The organism is Bacillus mycoides (assembly GCF_000832605.1).
Lineage (GTDB): Bacteria > Bacillota > Bacilli > Bacillales > Bacillaceae_G > Bacillus_A > Bacillus_A mycoides.
On record NZ_CP009692.1, the window covers coordinates 3,811,255 to 3,833,619 of the forward strand.

Genomic DNA, 22,365 nt, shown 5'->3' on the forward strand with positions numbered 1-22,365 from the left:
CTATCACCCCGATTCTTTTTACATGTGGGAATCTACCTCACTTAAACAACAGTTTTTGAACCGCTATTTTCAGCATATGAAACAAACGATTAAATTTCAATAGAAAAATTATTTTGAAAACGTTTTTTTAAGAAAAATCTTGTAAACATAGAAAAAGACAGAGTGTTCTCTGCCTTTAAAAAAGCTTATGTTGCCTTTATAACATATTTAGAAAGCATCCACAAGTTAAAGCCGACTGAAATCGTATAGCCAGCGTATGTTGAAATGATAAAACTTACATAATCAAAATACGGTAGCAATACAATATTTAAAACTATCTTCACAGTTATTCCGATTACTAATCCTAGCACTGTTTTCTGTTGTTGATTAATTCCTTGTAACATGGCAGCGGTTACTGTAAATAGTGAGAATAGTATACAAGCAGGAGCATAGTACTGCAAAATAATACTGCCCATCTCCGGATCATTTCCAGCACCAAATAAAAGAGTATACACTGGTTTTGCTAAAATCATCATTCCAATCGCCGCCGGTACGGTAATTCCTACCACTAATAAATTTGTCCTTGTAAAGTGTTTATACAGTAGCTTCTCATTTCCCGCTGTATAAGCTTTCGTCATCTCAGGTACAAGGGACATACTAAAAGCTGTTGCAACAGAAACCGGGATAAGTACAACCATCTGAACAAGGCCAATAATCGCATTAATCTTTTCTGCTTCTCCTTGCATATATCCTACTTGTATAAGTAGCTTATTAATTGTAAATGTATCAATCGTCTGATATAACGGAATCGCTAATCCTACTACAACGAAAGGAATAGAATATGTAAATAGTTCTCTATACAACGAAAAAAAAGTTTTCGTCGTTTGTGGTATACTGGCAATCTCTTTTTTCTTTAAATGTTTTCTCCTTCTTATATAATACGCACTTAAAACACTTAATCCACCTAGTGCTCCCATAAATGCTCCAAACGTTGAAATACCAACTGCCAACGAAACAGAAGCTTTTATAACATATAAAACGACAAAGCTTCCTATCAAAATAGTTAAGACCCGAAAAAATTGCTCTACAACTACACTGAGTGCAGAAGGTCCCATAGATTGAAAACCTTGAAAGAAACCACGTAACAAGCTCATTACAGGAACGAGTATTAACGCAAAACTTACAATTTGAATATTGTGTGTGACAGCTACCACACTATTACCCGACTGATCATTTCCATCAATCACAAGTTTAGCTAAATGTGGTGCTAACATATATAATGCTAAACAAGAAATAACGCCCATAATGACCATAAAAACGATACCACTCTTTAGCACTCTCTTAACAGTGTGATAATCATTGAGTTGATCATATTTTGAAACCATTTTTGAAACGGCAAGTGGCAATCCCATCGTTGCAATACTAAGCATAATTGTATAAGGACGGTATGCATACGTATATAATACGTACCCACTCGTACCCACCATTGCTGTAAATGGTATAACATATATAAACCCTAACATTTTAGATATCATCGTTGCCATCGTTAAAAATATCGTTCCACGTAAAAACGGTGATCCTTTCATCACATTCCCCCGCTACGCTTTATTATTACACATTATGGACAACTCCTTTTTTTTAGAACTGAAACAATAAAAAAAGCCAATGAAAAATCATTGACTTTAACGCGCTGCTTTTTTCTTTTTTAAATACTTTAAACCGAAGTATAGAGCAACAAAGAGAACAGCCCCTATAATTATGTAATGTGTGTAATCAGATGCATACTCTTTAATATGTCGCCAATTTCCACCAAGCTTTTCACCTAAGTATATAAATAGTATTGACCATGGAATAATCGCTACAACTGTATACAGTGTGAAAAGTTTTAATGGCATCTTAGCTAGTCCTGCCGGAATAGAGATTGCATGACGTACAATTGGGATAAAACGTGCCGAAAATATTACTCCAGCTCCGTAACGCTTAAACCAATTTTCTGCTATGTCTAAATGGTGTTTATTAATAAGTAGATATTTTCCATATTTCTCTACAACTGGACGTCCTCCATAGTATCCAAGCCAATATAAAAAGATTTGCGCTAAAGTACCACCGATTGTTCCAGCAATAACTGCACCGACAAAGCTAATTTTACCATCTGCGACTAAAAAGCCAGCATACGAAAGTACAATTTCACTCGGGATAATTTCAATCATTAAAGCTAGTGCTACTCCAAAGTAACCTAGACTTGCAAAGAATTGCAATAACTGATCTATTATGTTTGCTAACATTTTCTTTTCTATCTCCTTTTTTCTTCACATACCATCCCATTATTACATAAAGGTTGCATTCTGCCAATATCTTCATTTCAACAATATCATCGGCATAAGCATTATTAATCTATTAATATTTCTTTTTGAGGTTCTTTCATGTAGGCAAACATTTCTTTAATTTGCTCTTCTGTATTTCTAGCAATCGATAAATTAGGCAATTCATTCTCATCAAAAAACTCCACATCTTCTGTTTCAATACTAGTTTTCTTTTCGCCACCAATAATCTTACAGCCAATAAAAATTTTATATACATGTGTTGCTGAAGGCGATGGTTGATGTTTTTCTTTATCAAATATAGCGAGTAGCTTAAAATCATCTACTTCATAGCCCGTCTCCTCTAAAACTTCTTTTGCTGCTACTTCTGTTGGCGTATAACCAACATCAGCCCATCCACCTGGCAATGCCCATTTCCTATCACTTTTTTCTTTCACAAATAATAGTTTTTCATTTTGAAAAATAACTGCCCGTATATCAACTTTAGGTGTTTGATAGCCTGTCTCACTTGCAAATAAATTCTCTACTACTTCCCAATCTGTCTTTGTGTAATGTGACATCATTGAAACTGAAATGTCCCGTAATTGCTGGAAACGCTCTATATCATATACATCCTTAGAATACGTTAAACCCGCTTGAGCTATAGATTGTATTTGTTTTACCCAATCAATCCACTTGACCGTCATGTTTCCACATCTCCATTCTTTATTAAGTAAATATTACGTCAATTAAATCGATACATCTTTATTATACAAAAAAAGAGATTGATAATGTTCCAATCTCTTTCAAAATTAATCCAATTCATGTAAGTGGTCTTGTATATACTTCCTTCTTTTATTTATATATTCATCAATCATATCAGCTTCTTGATCAAATGTTTCTAATTTTCCTTTCATATATAGATCTTGTAGTAAATATGGACGAATCGATTCACACAAACCTTCTACTTTCGGCATCATAAACGAAACGGTAAATTGTTCTTCTAATATTTCTTCCAAAATACTTCGGTATTGTTTTCTAAATACAGGTATATCTAACAATCTTGCACTTAACGTATTATAGCCTTGAATACGAATATATTCATGATTAAGTGGTCTCCCTTGTACATCTCGCCCCCAAGTCGCATCATAATCCCACGGTATCACTTCAAATAAATTTGTCTCATCGTTATGATATAGTGCATAGTTATGAACGAAGCCATCAAAGTTTTGCGTAAAAATAACTCCAGCTAACCATCGTAAATATTTATCTACATGTAGAAACTTCCCGATTTCTTTTTCATAATCTTCCCTCGACAAAGTATTCGCTTGAAATACAAATTCACTCAGTTGTTCTTCACTATTTTTATTCGAATATTTAAATTCATAACCCGCAAAGAGCTCTGTCTTAACATCTTTATCTCGCTCACTCATTAACGAAAAATTCGCATCATCATCTATCGCATAATAAATAGAACCACTCGGTAGCCCTCTATTTTTCAAAAAGTTTTCATCAACTGATTCTAACTGTAAATACACACCTTGAATTTGACCATTAATTTTTATAAATACATGTTGTGATTTTGGCGAAAGTACACCAATATCATGAAAAAAATCTAAAGATAATTTATTTCGTATGAGAGACGGATCCATAAACTCAGAATTCAAATGAAACTCTTTCGCGCCTTGAAATTTTTTCGGTTTATAAAACATAACATGATAAGATTTTTTCTCAAATTCGCGAATATGAGCCCCTCGGTATACGATATCAATGTCATACTTCTTTTTTCCATAAGTTAATTTTGCTGGCACTGGACTATCTGACCAAATGTCCTTTTTCAATTCCACTAAGTACATTGGATGAACAAAAAAATCATATGAAGGCAGCATATTTTCTCATCCCTTCTCAGTTCTCTTCATTCAATGTATGCGCCTTGTCTTGTCCATACATCCGCTATCATCTATTTATATAAAATTACACTCTTGTCCTGTTCAGAAAGAAGTCGAATCTCATATCATGTTAAGGAAAAAGAATACCTTTTCAATTTAACACTCGATAAGGAGGATTTCTATGAAACGTGATATTAGAAAAGCTGTTGAAGAAATCAAAAGTGCTGGTATGGAGGATTTCTTACACCAAGATCCAAGTACTTTTGAGTGCGATGATGATAAATTCTCTCATCATAAATGTACAACAGGGTGTAAATGTACAACAGGGCGTAAATGTACAACAGGGCGTAAATGTCCAAGAACAAGATGTACTCGCGTAAAACATTGTACTTTCGTTACAAAATGTACTCATGTTAAAAAATGGACGTTTGTTACGAAATGCACTCGTGTGCGCGTTCAAAAATGGACGTTCGTTACAAAAGTTACTCGTAGAAAAGAATGCGTTTTAGTTACAAAACGTACTCGCAGAAAACATTGTACTTTCGTTACAAAATGCATACGCTTTGAAAAGAAATTTTTCTGGACAAAACGAAGTTTCTGTAAAAAATGCGAATTCTTCCCTCACGGACACGGTAGCTCTTGCGATGATGATTGTGATCATGGTAAAGACTGTCACGATGACGGGCACAAATGGAATGATTGCAAAGGCGGACATAAATTCCCATCTTGCAAAAATAAGAAATTCGATCACTTCTGGTATAAAAAACGTAATTGCTAGTTTTTTATGTCCACCAAAAAAGGTCGCTTTGCGACCTTTTTTACGTTTACTGAAAATGACTTATATCTGCAAATTGTTTTACTTTACCACGGTTTTCATCAAATTCAATCACACTAAGACTCGCGCTATGCATAAATGGCTCTTCCCATACATGTTCAATTTCAAAACCTGCAAAATGCCCTACGAGTAATTTCGCTGCTGCAGCATGAGTAACTATTAAAATATTTTCTCCTTTATGCTTTTCTAAAAGAAAGTGTATCCCTTCAATTACTCTTTTATGAACGGCCGCAAAGTTTTCCCCTGATGTTGACTGAAAAAGATGTGGTTCATTCCAAAATAAATGTACTTCTTCTGGATATTGCATTTCCAAGTCAGCAATTGTTTGCCCTTCCCATATCCCCATGTTTATTTCATAGAAACGTTCATCTTCTATAATTGGAAGATCGCGTTCCCCTTTAATCAATTCAGCAGTATGAAGCGTTCTTTCGCTTGGACTACTATATATGGCATGGAGTGGTAAATCCTTCATACGCTCCCCTAATTGTTTCGCTTGTATCATACCATTCTCTGTTAATGCTGAATTTTTCCGTCCTTGCATCCGCCCTGCTACATTCCATTCTGTTTCACCGTGCCTTGTTACATATACCGTTGTCTTCATTTCACATGCCCCCTTACCATTTTGGCCGCGATTCCCACGGCTCTACTCTCCCTACAATCCATTCTGTGCATTTACTTTCAATTCCTTTTATAACTCCGTCAGCAATCTCTTCATGAGTAAGCCATCTTGCATATGTATCTTCTAAAATAAACCCTAATATAATTCTATAATAACTACATAATGTCCCACCTATTTTTTGTGACTTCGTACGCGATGCACTACTACCTAATATATGAAATAAACTATACTTTTCCGATGACAATTCAACTTCATTACAAATGAGTCGTAATGCATGCTTAGCACTCGAATGTACCCATGCAACTACAAATATAATTGGACCATTCTGTTCAATTGTATTTGTAATAGATCGCTTTAGACCATCGTCATTTTGATAATCTAAAGGAAGACATGTAATATTTTCTGGTGCCGAACTAGCTTGCTTAACATTTTCTAATTTCACTTCATCTCGTCCAATAACAGACACACGAAATCCTTGATCACAAAGCCACATAGAAACTTTCTTTAACATTCCTGTTCCACCAATTACAAGTGCATGCAACTTCTTCCCCCCTTAGTAAAATGTCATATGAGGTTTTTCTTCCCTATAATAATTTAGACGGTCTTGTAACGTCCCTGAATGAAACTCAAATTTATGACCATCAGGATCAACAAAATATATAGACTCACAATCTCTCACATCACGCTCTCTTCCTTGTAAAATATGAACTTTATTTTCTTCTAATCGCTGCAGTAAGCGTTCAAAGTCTTCTTGTTCAACAGAAAATGCGAGGTGCGTATAAGATTGATGAATCTCCTTTCTTGGAATATGTGCCTCTTCGTTCAGTGCTATCCATACTCCACATATATTGAAATATGCAAGTTTTCTCCCTTTAACTAATAGTTCTCCTTCTAGCACTCTTTCATAAAACATAATAGCGTTTTCTAAATTTGATACTGAAAAACAAAGATGATTGATTCCTTTCAACACTCCACGTTCCTCCCTAAACAAATAAAAGATGAGCGAATATTCACTCATCTTTTATTATACTATTTCTTTGTAATATATGCCCATTTATAACTAAAGTCGCCACCGAACGTATGGTTAGCAATACCATTTACATACGTCTTCTCTAAGTAAGCTGTACTTTGTTGGTACGTAGGAGAGATTGCAGCATCTTGACCAATTAAGATTTTTTCAGCTTCTGCAAGTGCTTTCCAGCGTGCTGCGTCATCTTTTAGTAGTTCTCCTTTTGATTTTGCTACTAAATCATCGTACTTCGGATTTGAATAATCCATTTCATTAAATGAGCTTCCAGTAACGAACATATCAATATATGTCATTGGGTCTGGATAATCTGGACTCCATGCAGATAATGAGAATTCATATTCAAATTTCTTTTCTAAATCTAACTTCTGCTTATATGGTTGTTGCTTCAAATTCACTTTAATACCAGGTAAGTTTTTCTCTAATTCTTCTTTAATAAAGTCGCCCACTTTTTTACGACTACCGTTATCATCATTTAGTAATTCTACTGTAATTGTATCTTGACCAAGTTCTTTCTTCGCTTCTTCCCACAGTTTTTTTGCTTTCGCAGCATTATCTTTACTGTCACGGAAATTTTTATTTACAGTACGGAAGTCTTTTCCATCTGGTCCTGTCGTAAACTTTTCAGGTACTAAGAAATACGCTGGCAATGATCCATCATTCAAAATCACATCCGCAATTCCTTTTTTATCGTACGCTAAATCAATCGCCTCACGAACCTTTTGATTTTTAAACGTTGCATTTTTTTGATTAAAACGTAGGAAATACATACGTGGGTCTAGCTTCGTTTTAAATTCATCTGGTTTATTCTTTTTATATTTGTCTACAAACTCAGAACTTAAAATGACACGGTCTGCTTGATCACTATCATATAAATTTACCCCAGTACTTGTCTCTTTTACTATACCCACATTAATTTCTTGTAATTTCACAGCATCTTTATCCCAATAATTTGGGTTTTTCTTTAACTGGTAACTTTGTTCATGTTTCCATTCACTCATTGTAAATGGTCCATTGTACAATAATTTATCTGCTTCTAATCCGTATTTATCCCCTTGTCCTTTTACATACTTTTCATTTAATGGGAAGAATGTAGGGAACGAAGTAAGCTCAAGGAAATAAGGTGCTGGTTGCTCTAATTCTACTACCAACGTTTTATCATCCTTCGCTTTAACACCTAATTGATCCGACGGTACTTCTCCTTTATTTACTTTCTGTGCATTTTTCACATCAAATAAAATAAATGCATATTCTGCTGCTATTGCTTTATCTAATGTACGTTGCCATGCATATACAAAATCTTGTGCTCGAACTGGATCACCATTTGACCATTTTGCATCACGTAATTCAAATGTATATGTCTTTTTATCTTCACTAATCTTCACGTCTTTGGCCATACCTGGAGTTGGTTTATTATCTTTATCTAGACGATATAATCCTTCCATTGCATTTACAAATACACGGAAAGATACAGAATCTGTTGATTTAGATGTATCCATTGACGGAATTTCAGCTGTTTCTAGCAAATTTAAAACTTGTTTATCTGCCATTCCCTTACTTGATTCTTTCTTCGTTGTCGAAGCCTTCTCCCCATTCCCACATCCCGCAACCAGTACACTAGTCGATAACGCAAGTGCAGCAATTGTTGTTGTCTTTCTCTTCATTCTTCCTTCCCCCAATCTATATGTATAAGTTAAAACTTGTATAATATATTTTATTATACAAAAAATTCTGATTATTTTAAATATTTATTTTCATAAAAAGAAAAAAAGCGGTCAGAAATTGCTTTCCCTCCGCTTTGTTGAATAGCATTTACTTGTAAGCCATCCTCTATATCAAATGGATTTTGAACTTTAAATATTTCCTCCATTATCTTCAAAAACTCTTCTTCATTTTTAGATTCACCGTTAATCGTAAGTGAATATGGTTCCACTTCTCCCAATTTATAATCAACAATAAATTGAATTGTAACTTTTTGTCTTGGCATCCCTGGGCTGTATCCTTGAAATTCTACTAATTCCATACCTTCCGAACCACGATAATATATCCACCCTGAATTTTGAAAATAGCTTTCAAACGATTCACCAATCGAAAAGAACGGATATTCATAAAGCGAACTTGTACGTACTTTTTGTATAATATCTCGATCAGTCGGAAAAAAGAAATGACTGAAAAAAATACTAGCAACTGCTAAAATAGTAACGATTGTTGCTCCCATTTTACTCGTTCCACCACTATCATGGATCAGATAATTTTCAACCGATTCATCTTTAATTCCCCGTGCTTTTATTCGATATATACGCCTTTCTGCAAATTGATAATATAATCCATTTGCAAAAATCCCCATCCCAAATAGAATGAAAATGAGTAATAAAAACGTAAGAGGCACCATATTAATGATTGGCAACGCTACGTTGAACCCCATATAATAAGAAAATGCATCACATGCTACTAATAACAGTATAAATAAAGCAGCAGGTAAATAATACTTACGATATCCAAGCCAACCTACATTGAAAATAGCAGCCAAACCATTCCAGCTCCACCTAGCAATTCGCTTATTCTCAAGCTCCCATTTTCTTTTGTAATATGGATATTGTCTCCCTACATATACTTCTAATTCTTTGTCTATTAGCGAGCTTTCTTCACCTTGTTTATTATGCAAGTTCCGTTGACAATTTGCACAATTCAACTGATCATTAATACAAGGTCGCCCACAATTTATACATTTCAAAACAATCCCTCTTTCCATCCATACTTCATTTTAATATGCCTTCATGCTTCAATAACCACTCTTTCCTCCATAAACCACCTGCATACCCAACAAGTTTTCCACTCTTTCCTATTACACGATGACATGGAACGATAATTGAAATTGGATTCCGGCTATTTGCCCCTCCTATCGCTCGTACAGCTTTCGTATTCCCAACCTTATCTGCAATATCTAAATATGAAGCACTTACGCCATATGGTACGGTGTAAAGTGCTTCCCATACATTCTTTTGGAATGGTGTTCCTTCAGCAGACAATGGAACTGTAAACTCTTTTCTTTTTCCTTCAAAGTATTCATCTAATTCATTTATACATTGTTCAACAAGTTCATTTTTATGTTCTTCTTTTCTTTCTTCAACAAATATAACAGACGTAATCCCTTTCGTATTCGCTGTAATTTCCAGCAAACCTAATTCACTTTCATAATAAGCCTGATACATATGTCATCCTCCAATTCAATTCATATTAGCCATTGTAACACGAATAGACGAAATTTTTCGTATAAGCGTTTTATTAGGGAAACAAAAAAGAGGATGATACAATGTAAGAAAATTCAATCAAGGGGGATATTTGATGGAGCTTCAACTTTTTTCACCTTATACAATTAAGAACGTTACGCTAAAAAACCGTATCGTTATGTCGCCTATGTGTATGTATTCATCAGAGAATGAGGATGGCCGAGTAACCAATTTTCATCTCATTCATTATGGAACCAGGGCTGCTGGCCAAGTAGGCTTAGTTATGATTGAAGCAACAGCTGTGTTACCTGAAGGACGTATTTCTAACAAAGACTTAGGCATTTGGGATGATAATCTAATTGAAGGCTTACATAAGACGACAGCATTTATACATGATAACGGCGCAAAAGCTGCCATTCAACTCGCTCATGCCGGAAGAAAGGCTGAATTAGAAACGGACGCTTTAGCTCCTTCAGCAATTCCGTTTAACGATGGAATGAAAATACCCGTGGAAATGAGTAAGCAACAAATTAAAGACACCGTATTAGCTTTTCAAAAAGCTGCGTTACGTTCAAAACAAGCGGGATTTGACGTTATTGAATTACATGGTGCTCACGGTTATCTTATTAATGAATTTCTTTCTCCGCTTGCAAATAAGCGGACTGATGAATACGGAGGTTCACCTGAAAATCGCTATCGTTTCTTACGCGAAATCATTGACTCTGTAAATGAAGTTTGGAACGGACCGTTATTTGTTCGTATTTCAGCAAATGATTATCATCCTGACGGGTTAACAGTTCAAGATTATGTGCAGTATACAGGATGGATGAAAGAACAAGGAGTAGATTTAATCGATTGTAGCTCTGGTGCAGTTGTCCCAGCTCATATTGATGTATATCCAGGTTATCAAGTGCAATATGCCAAACACATTAAAGAGAATGCTAACATTGCAACAGGTGCAGTTGGATTAATTACGACTGGATTACAAGCGGAGCAAATTTTAAATAATAACGAAGCAGATTTAATTTTGATCGGACGCGAGTTACTTCGTAATCCTTACTTCCCAAGAATAGCTGCCAATGAACTTGGCTTTGAATTAAAAGAACCATATCAATACGGGCGAGCACCCGGGAAAATTAAAACTAATAAATAAAACCGAGAAGAATATGTAATACTGAATCTAAAATAATTAAAGATATATAAGATATATAAGATATATAAGATATATAAGATATATAAGATATACTACACGACAACACATGTTGTTTAACAATGTAGTTTTAAGGTGTATCAACACTTTGCTTGATACACCTATTTTTTATGTTTTTTATCACTCATTTATCACTACATTCATTAAGTCAACAAATATGTTATATCCTTTCTTTTAAAACTGCCCTCTTTACTTTAAGTACAATACTTCACAATTTTTTTCACCTAAATAAATTCAATCTCTTAAAAGTGTTATCCATGTAAAAAGATGCCACCTTATTAAAGAAAAGCGCTTTATAGTGGAATAATAAAATAGAGAAATAGAAACAACTTAGGTTATTTCCCTTCAAGTAACGCAACCGTTGTAGCTTAAAAATAAAGTTTGATTAAATTAGACCTTAAAAAATTGAAATTAATACATAATAAAACAACACTTGAAATTATTCATACTTGCTTTAATTGCAATATACATTTGGACACAATTTAGACACAAAATATCCAATTCCTTGTACGCTAAGGGATCGGATATTTATTTTACTGTTTTATATAGTGTACAATTTCTCGCTTACGAGGTCTGTGTAGCAACCGAACCAAATCTTACGTTAAGTATTAGTGGACATCAAAAATAGTAATGACTAATCCAGATTAACATCCATCCGATTCACAATTAAATATACCAATATGTTAAATGGCTAAATAATACAAACGGTATGAAGAGAATTTCTACTCTTTTCATACCGTTTTAAATTTATTTATAAGTTTCATACTAAATTCGTGGAAAGATGGCAGCATCTCTTTTATAAACAAGGCTCAAAAGTTACCATACCTGACAACGGAAATATTAATGTAACTCTAGTTCCTTTATTCACTTCAGATTCAATGCCAATTTTCATTCCTAATTTTGAGCACAGTTTTTCGCATAGGTACAAACCCATTCCTGTACTTTTGCTAAATCTCCTTCCATTCTCTCCAGTAAATCCTTTTTCAAAAACTCTATTTATATCTTTAGTTATTATCCCTACTCCATTATCCTCTATAGTTAGTATTACTGAGTTAGCTTTCTTAATTGAGTATATACGTATCATTTGTTCCTTGTTATTTGAGTACTTTATGGAATTTCCTAATATTTGATTAACAATAAATTCAACCCATTTTTTATCACTATATACGATTTCATTAATATTTTTCATATCTAATTTTATTCTCTTATGAATAAAATCTCTATAATTTCTTTTAATTACAGTTCTTACTACATCATCAAGGTTGATTGGTTTTATAATATAGTCCTTACCGACATTATTGCTTCGAGAATAATACAGCACCTGTTCTACAAACCCTTCGATTCGATCCAATTGTGAGTCTATTTTATTAGTTACTTCATTTTGATTATTTTCAATTATTAGCTTTGTAGAAGCTATCGGCGTCTTAATTTCATGTACCCATGTTTCTATATATTCCCTATAATCCGATTGCATATCGCTATAATATTTTACATTTTCATGCATATCTCTACTTACTTCTTTCAGTATAGCGTTAAGCTTTTCCCCATGTATAAAGTTTGATTCCTTTACTACCTCTGGAAGTAGGTATTTTTTCTCCAAGTTTTCTAATATGCCATTAATCTCATTATAATAATTTTTACATTTTATAAATTCTATAGCCATATATATAATCAATGGAAAAAACCAAATACAAAAGACAAAGAATATTATAATGAACTGAACATTCACAGTCAGCAATATACCTGCTAGTATAATAAATACCAGTACATTAGATAGTATTACTACCATTTTATCTTTAATAAATTCACCTATATTCATGGCATTATATACCCTAAGCTTCTTCTTGTTGCAATTGGATTTTCTATACCTATCTCTTCAAGCTTTTTTCTTAATCTATTTATATTAACAGTTAAGGTGCTATCATCCACAAAATAATCAGATTTCCATAAGGTTTCTATGAGTGAATCTCTTTTTACAATATATCCGCGATTATTTATTAAGCATGAGAGTATTTTAACTTCATTTTTAGTTAACTCTACAGACTTGTCTTGATAAGTAACTGTTGCATTTGAGAGATTTAAATTAAAATCTCTATAAATTAAGATATGATTCGTCTTTAAATCTCCAGATGTCCTTCTTAAAATGTTTGTTACTCTTGCTAATAGTATTTCTGTATTATAAGGCTTTGTTATAAAATCATCTGCTCCTAAATTCATACTTATTAGTTCATCTACATCACTATCTCTGCTTGTAACCATGATGATTGGAACATCTGAAGTTTTACGTATTTCTCTGCATATATAATAGCCATCGAACACAGGAAGGTTTATGTCTAGTAATATAAGGTCTACATTCTCACTTTCTATATGTTTGATAATATGATTAAAATCTGTGGGAGCCTTTACTTCATATCCATACTTTATAAAAAAATGTTGTAATTCTTCTCTGATGATTTCATCATCTTCAATCAGAATGATTTTTTTCATGACTTTTCCCTCCCTATACAGAATATAAGGCTATTACATCTTGAGAAACAAAGTGTAATAGCCCTAATAAGCATTATAAAATCAAGTATTACTTTTTACAATATTTTTATAACCGACATATGTCGTGTAGAAATATACTACATAAACTACAAGAAATACTAAGCCCGTCATCAATGCTGGTAAAATAATGTCTGTTTGTTGAAATCTGTTAATATAATAATTGACTACATAAATTCCAACTATAGAATGAATTATGGCAAGAAAAACTGGAAGACTAAAGTATACGAAAGTTTGAATGAAAATCGTTTTGTCGATCATTGTTCCGTTTGAACCAATTCTCTTCAAAGATTTATATCGATCTATGCTATCACTGGCTTCTGATAATTGTTGAAGAGCTAATACAGCCATACTCGTTATTAAAAATACAATACCTATATATATCCCAATAAACAGTACGATAGTTTTCAATCCCTTACTTCCTGCACAAACTTCATCCTTTGATTTGCCTGCTATACGATTAATATTTAATTTCGGGCCATTTTCGTCATAAAAGCCCCGTGCAACGTTATCATATTTTTTATTATATTCTTCTCTATTTCCATCTAAATAATTTACATTAAGTACGGATTCAGTAATTTTGTAGCCTGATAAAAACTCATCATTTATAACGATTGTGAAGTAATTAGTTCGCACATCATAAGTGTAAAGATTCTCTTGTATAACTTTAGCGTTTTTTACCAAATATTCTTTTTCTTTAATATTCACCTTATTGCTATCTTTTAATCTTTCATTTGTCGAATTAGCCAACCGGCTTTCATTTGATAAAAGTAAAATTTCATTGTTATTTAAAGTGATTTCCTTTTCACCTTTAAGATTTAAAATTTTATTATAATCAGATACTTTAATGAAATCTATATCGTTATTATAATCTTTACCTTCTGGTACAAAGTCCACCACTTCCATCCCTGTTCGATATACATTATAAGATACATATTTTTCGTTATTACTTATTTTAAAATTAGCTTTATTTAATACTTCTTCTATAGTGTAACTTTCATCCTTATTCTCCAACGTAATACTGGCATCAAATGGTGTTATTTCTTTCGTTGTGGCGTCCATCATTCTGTTAAAGCTGATTCCTGTAGATAAAGCCACCATTGTAAGGAATAACATTAAACAGATTACAGACATGGATATAAAATTTGTATTAACCTTACTATTTATTTGTTTGATGATAAATATATTTAAACCTTTAAAATAGACTTTTTTATTCTTCTTTACAACATATAATATAAATCCAGATAAACTAAAGAAAAACAGCAATGTACCTAATATGCCAAGAATGATTGATACCACGAGCATAGGATTAGTAAAATTCAATCCGATTTTTAGTACAGTCACATATGCATATCCAAGTGATGCTACACACATAATAAATGTGATTACATAGATAAGAGGATTTCTAAATTTTACATCTTCGCTTTTTCTACCTGCTGTTAACAAATCAATTATTTTGTATTTAGAAACAACATATACATTAAATAACATAACAAGTAAAAACATGATTCCAAAGTATAATACGCTTTTACCTATAGCACCTGTTGAAATTGCAAATTTATATTTATTGATGGGCAAGTCAAATAGCTTTAATGCAAATGTAGATAACCCCTGCGATACTCCAATACCTATTATAAGTCCACTCACTAAAGATATAACGCCAACTAGAAATGTCTCTGTTACTAATATTCTGGATATGTTTCTTCTTCCCATACCTAAAGTCATGTATATTCCTAATTCTTTTTTACGTTTTTTAATTAAGAAATTATTTGCATACAATATTAAACCACCTAATATTACGGATACAAATACTGACACATTTGAGATAGCGTTCATTACTGTAGGCACATACTTTCTATCTGAAGCGTTAATTTCCATAAGTGCCTTTTGTGATTCTATTGAGTTAAAGCTATAAAATATACAAACAGCCAGTGTTAGTGTTAAGAAATATATTGCATAATCTTTAAAACTTTTCTTTACATTCCCAATAGCAATCTTAGAGTACATTATTATCGTCACCTCCAAGAAGGGTTATAACTTCGATAATTTTAGTAAAGAATTCTTTTCTGGAATCATTCCCTCTTACCAACTCGATAAATATTTTTCCATCTTTAATAAAAAGAATTCTACGAGCATAGCTTGCTGTAAATGCATCATGAGTAACCATAAGTATTGTAGCTTTTAAATCCTTATTTAGACTTTCAAATCTTTCGAGTAATAATCTAGCTGATTTAGAATCTAACGATCCTGTTGGTTCATCTGCAAGTACTAAAGATGGATCTGTTACGATAGCTCTTGCCGAACCAACCCTTTGTTTTTGTCCGCCTGACATTTGATAAGGGTATTTGCTTAATACTTGTTCAATGTCTAAATATTTTGCAACTGCTTGTATTTTCCCATCAATTTTTGAACTTTTCTCACCTTTTATTGTTAACGCTAGGGCAATATTTTCATAAGCAGTAAGGGTATCTAATAAATTAAAGTCCTGAAATATAAACCCTAATTCATTTTTTCTAAACTTATCTAGTGACTTTGATTTTAACCGAGTAATGTCACTATTATTTATCATTATTTTTCCCGTAGTAACATTATCAATAGTTGATATACAGTTAAGTAATGTAGTTTTACCACTTCCTGAAGGCCCCATTATCCCAACAAATTCTCCCTCATCTACCTTAAAACTAATATTATCTATAGCCTTTGTTACATTATCTTTATTACCATAATATTTTTCAATTTTTTCTACATTTAATATATTTCGCATTAATACTTCTCCTTTTTCATTATAAAAATTCTTTAACTCTCATTCATTTATGTAATTCATTTTATATAATTTCATTTATAGTATCGATGGAATTACATTTCATTAACATTACATTTTTGTTATATTGAGTAATACCTCTACATGTAAGTTATCAGAAATCGCGATGGTATAAGTAAGGATTATTCGATGCCTTACCAAAGAGGCAGATAAATGTAGGGGTATCGGTTCTGGTGCAAAAACGATAAGACTTATCTAATTATAGGTAATAAAAAACTCTAAATTTTCTATGTTACATAGAAAATCTAGAGTTTTCATTCCAAATATTGATTAAACATACTTTATCTACGTTTTACAACCATATTAGAGAAAGAACTTTACTAATAATAAAATATCATTAATTTTCTCCCAAAAAAACATTTTAGATCAAAGGACCAATTATCCATTTCTAATCTAACCTAATCTTAAAGTTCAAATTTTATTTAGAAACCCCCATCTTTTTTTGCTTTTTAAGCATAATCCCAATCCTAAACCAATTACCGCAACCACAATTGATTATAAGAAAGTGTCATTGTTCCCAGCAATAAAGGCATCTATTGAAATTGTTTTTTTCAGCTTTTGAATCGCATCAGCTGACATTCCGATCATCTCAGATTTATGTTCTTTTAACATTTCTGTACCATGAAACTGTGTACGATTCGATATCAACGTGACAATAAGACTTGAAGTTATTGCTCCAACTGTTTGCCCTAACGTACTGTTCATCGCAGTACCATATGATACTTCTTCTTGCTTTAATGCATTGAGTGCATTTGTTTGAAGAGACATTTGAACCATCCCCACGCCAATTAAACGAATAGCATACGTTAAACAAATAACCCACGAAGCGGTTTCTAGTCATAGATTCCCTAAAATTACAGATGCCACAATCATTAAAGGAAAACCGATTAGGATAAGTGGACGAATTCCAAAACAATCAAATAACTTACCGTTAATTGGTGCTAATAATCCCATAATCATCGCACCTGGAAGCATAATTAATCCTGATTTTAATGCTGTCATGCCTTGAATGTTCTGCAAAAATAACGGTACAGAAATCATCACCGAATACATTGCAAAGATAGTTGTAATTAGCACGAAAATAGATAATGTATATTTAGGGTTTAGGAAGATCTTAAAGTTTAAAATTGGTTTTTCTAAGAAGTTTTGACGAATGACAAAAGCTGCAATTCCTAAAACCCCTGCAATTAAACTAACAATAACTACTGTGGAATCCAAGCCTTCTTTACCCGTAGCACTAAAATACCCGAACCAGAACAAAAGCATGAATTACTAAACTATCTAGAATGGGCAGAAAAAACGAAGGGATTTTACGGGGAAAAAGGTTTTAATTTGGAAGTAATGAAAATAAAAAAAACCATAAAAATGGTTTAGAGTGTGATTACGAAAAACGAAGGATTACCTCCTTCGAACTAGGTAAAAAAGCAATAGACGCCCTTCTTGCGGAGGGCAAAGAAGTTACCTTGCACAATGTATCTAAAAAGACAAAAGAACTCGATGAACAAGGCCAAGGGATTCATTTTAATACTATAAGAAATCATGAAAAAATCTATGCGTATTATAAAGAAAAGAGTAAGAGTTATAAGAAAAAACAAAAAGAGATCGAAAAGCACCTTCCCTATCGACAAAATGAAAAACATGCTTTTCACGAGTTTGAACAATTAAAGTCTGACAGGAATTTAAAGAATGTTTACAGACAGTATATGCGTCTAACGAAGTCCGAATTAGCAACGCGTTTAATAGAAACTGAGCAGTATATCACGAAAGGAAATCAGGCGTATTTGAAAAGGTTATTTGAGACGTATGAGGGATAAAAGTGGAATAAAATTGTCGTGATAAAAGGAGTGGATTCCCCACTCCTCTTTCATTTTAGTATAAGTGTTAAACAACGTGTATTTACTGTTAATCCAAGCCTAAAACTCTATTTCCTTTGTCTTTCAGTAAAAGTCATTCTTCTCGGTTTTATTTATTCTATCGTTGTAATTTCATTTGAATTATAAATATGAATACCAGATTCTTCACGTAGCGCTGTTATATACATTCCTTTCGCCACATCTTTAGCTGAAATTGGTTTATACTTTTTAAAAGCCCCTTTAAATATAAACGGAAGAATACGAGATAATTTCTCAGCCATTCTTTCCCCAAAACGATATTCTTGTCGATTTCCAACTAATAATGACGGCCTGAAAATATGTATGCCACCAATAACTAGCTTTTTCAGCTCCTCTTCCATTTTCCCCTTCACTTGCGAGTAAAAGAAAAATGATTTAGGTTTTGCTCCCATTGATGAAATAACAAGAAAATTTTGCACGCCTTGTTTTTCAGCTAAGCAGGCAGCTCGTAATGTATATTCATAATCTACTTTTTTAAAATTCGACTTCGACTTCGCTTTTTTTATCGTTGTTCCTAAGCAACTAAAAACATCATCTACTGCAAAAAATTCTTTGTATTCCTCTAATACTGAAAAATCCACCTGTTTCTGTTGCAATTTCTCATGCTGTAATTGTAATGGTTCCCTTACAAAAATAGTAACCGAATCGTAGTAATCTGAGTCAAGTAATAGTCGCGTTATTTCTTGTCCAACTAACCCACTTGCGCCAAGTACTAACGCTGTTCGCTTATTCATATATGTGTATACCTCTTTATTTACTATTCTCTCCTATAGCTAATCGTCGCTAACAGGAGTTTCCGTTCTCCCATTTTACCATAAGTAAAGCACTATGCGTATGCATAGTGCTTTACTTACTCTTTTTTCTCTTCTTTTTCTTCCGCTGGCAATTTTGTAATTGTTGTAGCATCCCCTAAATTACTTATTAGTCTTCTTAAAAAAATTAAAACAAAAGATAATGGCAAAACAACCGCAAGTATTAATAAGATAGCTTCCATGAAGTAACCCAAGCGCTCATCCCCTTTTTTCTGCTCCCTCCCAATATATGAAAGTAACATTGTCACATATGCACCAATCATAAAAATTAATACCTTTCTTTTTGACAGATTTATTACAAAATCAAATCGTAATGATTATTATTTATTGCAACTTTCATAAAGATGTATTATACTAGGTTCGCAAACTAAAACGTAATTATTCCGTTTTGTATTAAAACGATATTTTCTTCTTATATTTGGAGAAAATATAATTGTAAAAAAGAAAAGAGGAGAATTATATGCCTAAAAAATTAGCTCTATTTTCATTTATACTTATTTTCACACTCATCTTTGCTGGATGTTCTAACAACAAAGAAGGTGCAGCGAAAAAAGATGGGAAACTTTCTGTTTATACAACCATTTTCCCACTCGCTGACTTTGCAAAAAAAATCGGTGGTGATTATGTAAATGTAGAAACAATTTACCCACCTGGTGCGGATTCTCATACATTTGAACCAAGTCAAAAGCAGACTGTACAAGTGGCGAAAGCCGATTTATTTGTTTATAACGGCGCAGAATTAGAACCATTTGCCGAAAAAATGGAAAAATCATTAAAAAAAGAAAACGTAAAAATTGTAAATGCATCTAAAGATATCGAACTTCGTGCTTCATCTGAAGAAGAGCAGCACGATCATGGAGACGGTCATAAAGAAGATGAACATCATCACGATAAAGACCCACACGTTTGGATAGATCCTACTCTTGCGATGAAACAAGCAGAAAAAATTAAAAATGCACTTGTAGAATTACAGCCTGAACATAAAAAAGAGTTCGAAAAAAACTTTGCAGCACTACAAACAAAATTCACTGATTTAGATGATCAATTTAAAGCAGTTGTTGCAAATGCAAAAACGAAAGAAATATTAGTTTCACACGCAGCTTACGGCTACTGGGAACAACGATACGGTTTGAAACAAATTCCAATCGCTGGAATTTCAGCATCTGATGAACCATCTCAAAAACAGCTTGCTGACATTACAAAAACAGTAAAAGAGCACGGTCTACAATATATTTTATTTGAAACATTCTCTACTCCAAAAGTAGCATCAGTTATTCAAAAAGAAACAGGTACAAAAATTTTACGCTTAAATCACCTTGCTACTATTTCTGAGGATGATGCAAAGAACAATAAAGATTACTTCACATTAATGGAAGAAAACGTAAATACTTTAAAAGAAGCAACAAACTAATCAACTATATTTTCTAGGCAGCTGAATATGTCATTCAGCTGCCTTTTTATGTATTTATCCTTGACTTGATCGAAATAACAAGTAGAATTATCCATATTAGCTTGTAAGCTATACAAATTTAGAAGGTGAGTTGGAACTATGAATCTTCACATTTGTGAAGTAACAGCAAATAATTGGCGTTCAGTTGCTGCTTTAGACGTAGCAAAAGACCAGCAGCAGTTTATTGAAAGCAATGCGTTTTCTTTAGCGGAATCATTATATGAAGAAAACGGAACGTCAGTAGGCTTATATGACAAAGAAACACTCGTTGGATACGCAATGTACGGTTGGTATTCCCAAAAACATGAAAGTGTATGGTTAGATCGTTTTATGATTGACCAACAATTTCAAGGAAAAGGATACGCAAAACGTTTCCTTCGCTTACTAATTCAATTCTTGCAACAAAAATTCGAATGTAAAATAATTTATTTAAGTTTACATCCTGACAACAAACACGCAATGGGACTATATGAGTCATTTGGCTTCCGTTTAAATGGGGATATTGATGACGAAGGTCCAGTTGTAGGTGTTGTAATGGAATTACTTATAGATGACAATACAAGTCTGTGAAAACAGGCTTTTTATTATGCATTTATCAATGTTATGTTTTCTATTTTTAGTTTCGTTCCCTTATTACTTCATTTTTGTAATCTAGTATTATCTCATTAATATGCTCATAAAAAATAAGCCTGCGATTTACGCAGACTTATTTCACACATTCTTCAAAATGTTCTTGGAACCATTCTTTATTAATATCTTTTCCGATGAACACTACTTCGCTTACCCGCTCTTCGCCCTCTTGCCACTCTCTATCGTACGAAGCAGCAAACAATGTATGTACACCTTGGAAAACAATTCTTTTATCTACTCCGTCAATAGATAATATCCCTTTGTAACGATATAAATACTCCCCTAGCTCTTGCACGACAGCTGACATCCACTCATTCAGTTTTTGTAAATCTAACGGACGCTCTTCACGTAGTACAAACGATTTTACACCTTCTAAATGGTTATGTTCTTTATGAGGGTAAATTTGTAACGTATCTTTCGTTTTAAACGTTTGAATTTGTAGTAACGATGGTATATCTACCTCACAGTTAGTCGTCTCGATTAATTTTGCAGTTGGATTAATGCCTTGCAGTTCATGTACGAGACTTTCTTTCTCATTTTCTTCAATTAAATCTAATTTATTTACTAACACAACATCAGCAAAGGCAATTTGTTCTTTTGCTTCTAGTCCCTTTTCAAAATGTTTATGTATATGATAGCTATCTACAACTGTTACAACACCGTTAATTTGGTATGCAGATTGAATAACTGGATCTAAAAAGAAAGTTTGAATAATCGGACCTGGATTTGCAAGACCTGTTGTTTCAATTACTAATCCATCAAAGTCCATTTTCCCTTCTGCTTTCACATCCAGTAATTGTTTTAAAGCAACAAGTAAATCTTCACGCACAGTACAGCATAAACAACCGTTTGTCATTTCCATAATTTCTTCTTCAACGTTCATAATTAATTGATTATCGATACCAATTTGCCCTATTTCATTTACAATCACTGCTAATTTCTTGCCGTGATCCTCTGATAAAATTCGATTTAATAATGTCGTTTTCCCTGATCCAAGAAAACCAGTTAGTATTGTTACTGGAATCATTCCTTACATCTCCTTATAGCTATATGTTTCTACATTATAGCATATAGAGAAAAACGTTTTTGTAGCAAAACATATTTATTGTATGTACAACCGGGTAACT

General features: G+C 33.0%; 24 protein-coding genes. 5 read left to right on the top strand and 19 right to left on the bottom strand.

All coding sequences use genetic code 11. The features are described 5' to 3' along the window. Positions 1-185: 185 nt before the first annotated feature. The 4 genes from BG05_RS21325 to cotH all read right to left on the bottom strand — a co-directional run bounded on the left by BG05_RS21325 (position 186) and on the right by cotH (position 4,168). Entirely contained in the window at positions 186-1,565 is a 1,380-nt protein-coding gene (locus tag BG05_RS21325; protein ID WP_002031482.1) for a putative polysaccharide biosynthesis protein, read from the bottom strand. 96 nt (positions 1,566-1,661) lie between these two features. Beyond that, entirely contained in the window at positions 1,662-2,264 is a 603-nt protein-coding gene (gene uptA / locus BG05_RS21330) for an undecaprenyl phosphate transporter UptA (RefSeq protein WP_002031481.1), read from the bottom strand. Positions 2,265-2,368: 104 nt separating this feature from the next. After that, on the bottom strand, positions 2,369-2,986 hold the full coding sequence (locus BG05_RS21335; protein ID WP_002031477.1) for an NUDIX hydrolase N-terminal domain-containing protein: 618 nt from the start codon (positions 2,984-2,986) through the stop codon (positions 2,369-2,371). Positions 2,987-3,091: 105 nt separating this feature from the next. Further along, positions 3,092-4,168, bottom strand: a complete 1,077-nt coding sequence (cotH, locus tag BG05_RS21340) for a spore coat protein CotH (RefSeq protein WP_016126799.1) — start codon at positions 4,166-4,168, stop codon at positions 3,092-3,094. A 181-nt stretch (positions 4,169-4,349) separates the two neighbouring features. Between cotH and exsB the strand changes: the two genes are divergently transcribed. Beyond that, positions 4,350-4,946: an exosporium protein ExsB gene (gene exsB, locus BG05_RS21345; RefSeq protein ID WP_003188802.1), complete on the top strand. Its 597-nt coding sequence runs from the start codon at positions 4,350-4,352 to the stop codon at positions 4,944-4,946. Between the two features lie 46 nt (positions 4,947-4,992). Here exsB and BG05_RS21350 read toward each other — a convergent pair whose 3' ends face one another. From BG05_RS21350 to BG05_RS21375, 6 genes are all read right to left on the bottom strand, one after another. Then, the gene (locus tag BG05_RS21350) at positions 4,993-5,604 is read right to left on the bottom strand and encodes a phosphoserine phosphatase 1 (RefSeq protein WP_002012438.1); all 612 of its coding nucleotides are present in this window, start codon (positions 5,602-5,604) and stop codon (positions 4,993-4,995) included. Between the two features lie 13 nt (positions 5,605-5,617). Further along, positions 5,618-6,163 (bottom strand): short-chain dehydrogenase, encoded by a 546-nt coding sequence (locus BG05_RS21355; protein WP_003188800.1) that lies wholly within the window; start codon positions 6,161-6,163, stop codon positions 5,618-5,620. 12 nt (positions 6,164-6,175) lie between these two features. Continuing rightward, positions 6,176-6,592 carry a FosBx1 family fosfomycin resistance bacillithiol transferase gene (gene fosB / locus BG05_RS21360; protein WP_002148565.1) on the bottom strand — a complete coding sequence of 139 codons (417 nt, stop codon included), beginning with the start codon at positions 6,590-6,592 and terminating at the stop codon, positions 6,176-6,178. Between the two features lie 59 nt (positions 6,593-6,651). Continuing rightward, positions 6,652-8,313, bottom strand: a complete 1,662-nt coding sequence (locus BG05_RS21365) for a peptide ABC transporter substrate-binding protein (protein ID WP_033730263.1) — start codon at positions 8,311-8,313, stop codon at positions 6,652-6,654. Between the two features lie 71 nt (positions 8,314-8,384). Further along, complete coding sequence (locus BG05_RS21370; RefSeq protein ID WP_033733876.1) at positions 8,385-9,383, bottom strand: DUF2628 domain-containing protein; 999 nt, start codon at positions 9,381-9,383, stop codon at positions 8,385-8,387. 25 nt (positions 9,384-9,408) lie between these two features. Beyond that, entirely contained in the window at positions 9,409-9,861 is a 453-nt protein-coding gene (locus tag BG05_RS21375; protein WP_002031467.1) for a methylated-DNA--[protein]-cysteine S-methyltransferase, read from the bottom strand. A gap of 133 nt (positions 9,862-9,994) precedes the next feature. Between BG05_RS21375 and namA the strand changes: the two genes are divergently transcribed. After that, positions 9,995-11,032 (top strand): NADPH dehydrogenase NamA, encoded by a 1,038-nt coding sequence (namA, locus tag BG05_RS21380; protein WP_003188791.1) that lies wholly within the window; start codon positions 9,995-9,997, stop codon positions 11,030-11,032. A gap of 853 nt (positions 11,033-11,885) precedes the next feature. On the opposite strand, the gene BG05_RS21385 is transcribed toward namA, so the two are convergent. The 6 genes from BG05_RS21385 to BG05_RS31705 all read right to left on the bottom strand — a co-directional run bounded on the left by BG05_RS21385 (position 11,886) and on the right by BG05_RS31705 (position 17,672). Continuing rightward, complete coding sequence (locus BG05_RS21385; protein ID WP_016126795.1) at positions 11,886-12,908, bottom strand: sensor histidine kinase; 1,023 nt, start codon at positions 12,906-12,908, stop codon at positions 11,886-11,888. Further along, on the bottom strand, positions 12,905-13,576 hold the full coding sequence (locus tag BG05_RS21390) for a response regulator transcription factor (protein WP_000720526.1): 672 nt from the start codon (positions 13,574-13,576) through the stop codon (positions 12,905-12,907). The genes BG05_RS21385 and BG05_RS21390 overlap by 4 nt, the downstream gene beginning before the upstream one ends. An 81-nt stretch (positions 13,577-13,657) precedes the next feature. Beyond that, positions 13,658-15,640, bottom strand: a complete 1,983-nt coding sequence (locus BG05_RS21395) for an FtsX-like permease family protein (RefSeq protein WP_016126794.1) — start codon at positions 15,638-15,640, stop codon at positions 13,658-13,660. Continuing rightward, complete coding sequence (locus BG05_RS21400; protein WP_001244390.1) at positions 15,630-16,397, bottom strand: ABC transporter ATP-binding protein; 768 nt, start codon at positions 16,395-16,397, stop codon at positions 15,630-15,632. The genes BG05_RS21395 and BG05_RS21400 overlap by 11 nt, the downstream gene beginning before the upstream one ends. A gap of 552 nt (positions 16,398-16,949) precedes the next feature. After that, positions 16,950-17,222 (bottom strand): hypothetical protein, encoded by a 273-nt coding sequence (locus BG05_RS31700; RefSeq protein WP_016126793.1) that lies wholly within the window; start codon positions 17,220-17,222, stop codon positions 16,950-16,952. Positions 17,223-17,291: 69 nt separating this feature from the next. Further along, positions 17,292-17,672: an MFS transporter gene (locus BG05_RS31705; RefSeq protein ID WP_003188781.1), complete on the bottom strand. Its 381-nt coding sequence runs from the start codon at positions 17,670-17,672 to the stop codon at positions 17,292-17,294. Positions 17,673-17,917: 245 nt separating this feature from the next. On the opposite strand from BG05_RS31705, the gene BG05_RS21415 reads away from it, so the two are divergent. Beyond that, positions 17,918-18,268, top strand: a complete 351-nt coding sequence (locus tag BG05_RS21415; protein ID WP_003188779.1) for a hypothetical protein — start codon at positions 17,918-17,920, stop codon at positions 18,266-18,268. 152 nt (positions 18,269-18,420) lie between these two features. Here BG05_RS21415 and BG05_RS21420 read toward each other — a convergent pair whose 3' ends face one another. Together BG05_RS21420 and BG05_RS21425 are read right to left on the bottom strand one after the other, a co-directional pair. Further along, the gene (locus BG05_RS21420) at positions 18,421-19,080 is read right to left on the bottom strand and encodes an oxidoreductase (RefSeq protein ID WP_003188777.1); all 660 of its coding nucleotides are present in this window, start codon (positions 19,078-19,080) and stop codon (positions 18,421-18,423) included. 116 nt (positions 19,081-19,196) lie between these two features. After that, positions 19,197-19,421 carry a hypothetical protein gene (locus BG05_RS21425; RefSeq protein ID WP_002012427.1) on the bottom strand — a complete coding sequence of 75 codons (225 nt, stop codon included), beginning with the start codon at positions 19,419-19,421 and terminating at the stop codon, positions 19,197-19,199. Positions 19,422-19,618: 197 nt separating this feature from the next. On the opposite strand from BG05_RS21425, the gene BG05_RS21430 reads away from it, so the two are divergent. Next, positions 19,619-20,569: a metal ABC transporter substrate-binding protein gene (locus BG05_RS21430; RefSeq protein WP_002126988.1), complete on the top strand. Its 951-nt coding sequence runs from the start codon at positions 19,619-19,621 to the stop codon at positions 20,567-20,569. A 138-nt stretch (positions 20,570-20,707) separates the two neighbouring features. After that, complete coding sequence (locus BG05_RS21435) at positions 20,708-21,178, top strand: GNAT family N-acetyltransferase (protein ID WP_003188773.1); 471 nt, start codon at positions 20,708-20,710, stop codon at positions 21,176-21,178. Positions 21,179-21,314: 136 nt separating this feature from the next. Here BG05_RS21435 and BG05_RS21440 read toward each other — a convergent pair whose 3' ends face one another. Continuing rightward, positions 21,315-22,265, bottom strand: coding sequence for a CobW family GTP-binding protein (locus tag BG05_RS21440; protein WP_003188771.1), 951 nt, complete (start codon positions 22,263-22,265; stop codon positions 21,315-21,317). Between the last annotated feature and the right edge of the window lie 100 nt (positions 22,266-22,365).

Excerpts from the sequence above, each read along its gene's own strand:
- BG05_RS21325 (WP_002031482.1), bottom strand. The coding sequence starts at position 1,565 with ATGAAAGGATCACCGTTTTTACGTGGAACGATATTTTTAACGATGGCA.
- uptA (WP_002031481.1), bottom strand. The coding sequence starts at position 2,264 with ATGTTAGCAAACATAATAGATCAGTTATTGCAATTCTTTGCAAGTCTA.
- BG05_RS21335 (WP_002031477.1), bottom strand. The coding sequence starts at position 2,986 with ATGACGGTCAAGTGGATTGATTGGGTAAAACAAATACAATCTATAGCT.
- cotH (WP_016126799.1), bottom strand. The coding sequence starts at position 4,168 with ATGCTGCCTTCATATGATTTTTTTGTTCATCCAATGTACTTAGTGGAA.
- exsB (WP_003188802.1), top strand. The coding sequence starts at position 4,350 with ATGAAACGTGATATTAGAAAAGCTGTTGAAGAAATCAAAAGTGCTGGT.
- BG05_RS21350 (WP_002012438.1), bottom strand. The coding sequence starts at position 5,604 with ATGAAGACAACGGTATATGTAACAAGGCACGGTGAAACAGAATGGAAT.
- BG05_RS21365 (WP_033730263.1), bottom strand. The coding sequence starts at position 8,313 with ATGAAGAGAAAGACAACAACAATTGCTGCACTTGCGTTATCGACTAGT.
- BG05_RS21375 (WP_002031467.1), bottom strand. The coding sequence starts at position 9,861 with ATGTATCAGGCTTATTATGAAAGTGAATTAGGTTTGCTGGAAATTACA.
- namA (WP_003188791.1), top strand. The coding sequence starts at position 9,995 with ATGGAGCTTCAACTTTTTTCACCTTATACAATTAAGAACGTTACGCTA.
- BG05_RS21385 (WP_016126795.1), bottom strand. The coding sequence starts at position 12,908 with ATGAATATAGGTGAATTTATTAAAGATAAAATGGTAGTAATACTATCT.
- BG05_RS21390 (WP_000720526.1), bottom strand. The coding sequence starts at position 13,576 with ATGAAAAAAATCATTCTGATTGAAGATGATGAAATCATCAGAGAAGAA.
- BG05_RS21395 (WP_016126794.1), bottom strand. The coding sequence starts at position 15,640 with ATGTACTCTAAGATTGCTATTGGGAATGTAAAGAAAAGTTTTAAAGAT.
- BG05_RS21400 (WP_001244390.1), bottom strand. The coding sequence starts at position 16,397 with ATGCGAAATATATTAAATGTAGAAAAAATTGAAAAATATTATGGTAAT.
- BG05_RS31700 (WP_016126793.1), bottom strand. The coding sequence starts at position 17,222 with ATGTCTCTTCAAACAAATGCACTCAATGCATTAAAGCAAGAAGAAGTA.
- BG05_RS21420 (WP_003188777.1), bottom strand. The coding sequence starts at position 19,080 with ATGAATAAGCGAACAGCGTTAGTACTTGGCGCAAGTGGGTTAGTTGGA.
- BG05_RS21425 (WP_002012427.1), bottom strand. The coding sequence starts at position 19,421 with ATGATTGGTGCATATGTGACAATGTTACTTTCATATATTGGGAGGGAG.
- BG05_RS21430 (WP_002126988.1), top strand. The coding sequence starts at position 19,619 with ATGCCTAAAAAATTAGCTCTATTTTCATTTATACTTATTTTCACACTC.
- BG05_RS21435 (WP_003188773.1), top strand. The coding sequence starts at position 20,708 with ATGAATCTTCACATTTGTGAAGTAACAGCAAATAATTGGCGTTCAGTT.
- BG05_RS21440 (WP_003188771.1), bottom strand. The coding sequence starts at position 22,265 with ATGATTCCAGTAACAATACTAACTGGTTTTCTTGGATCAGGGAAAACG.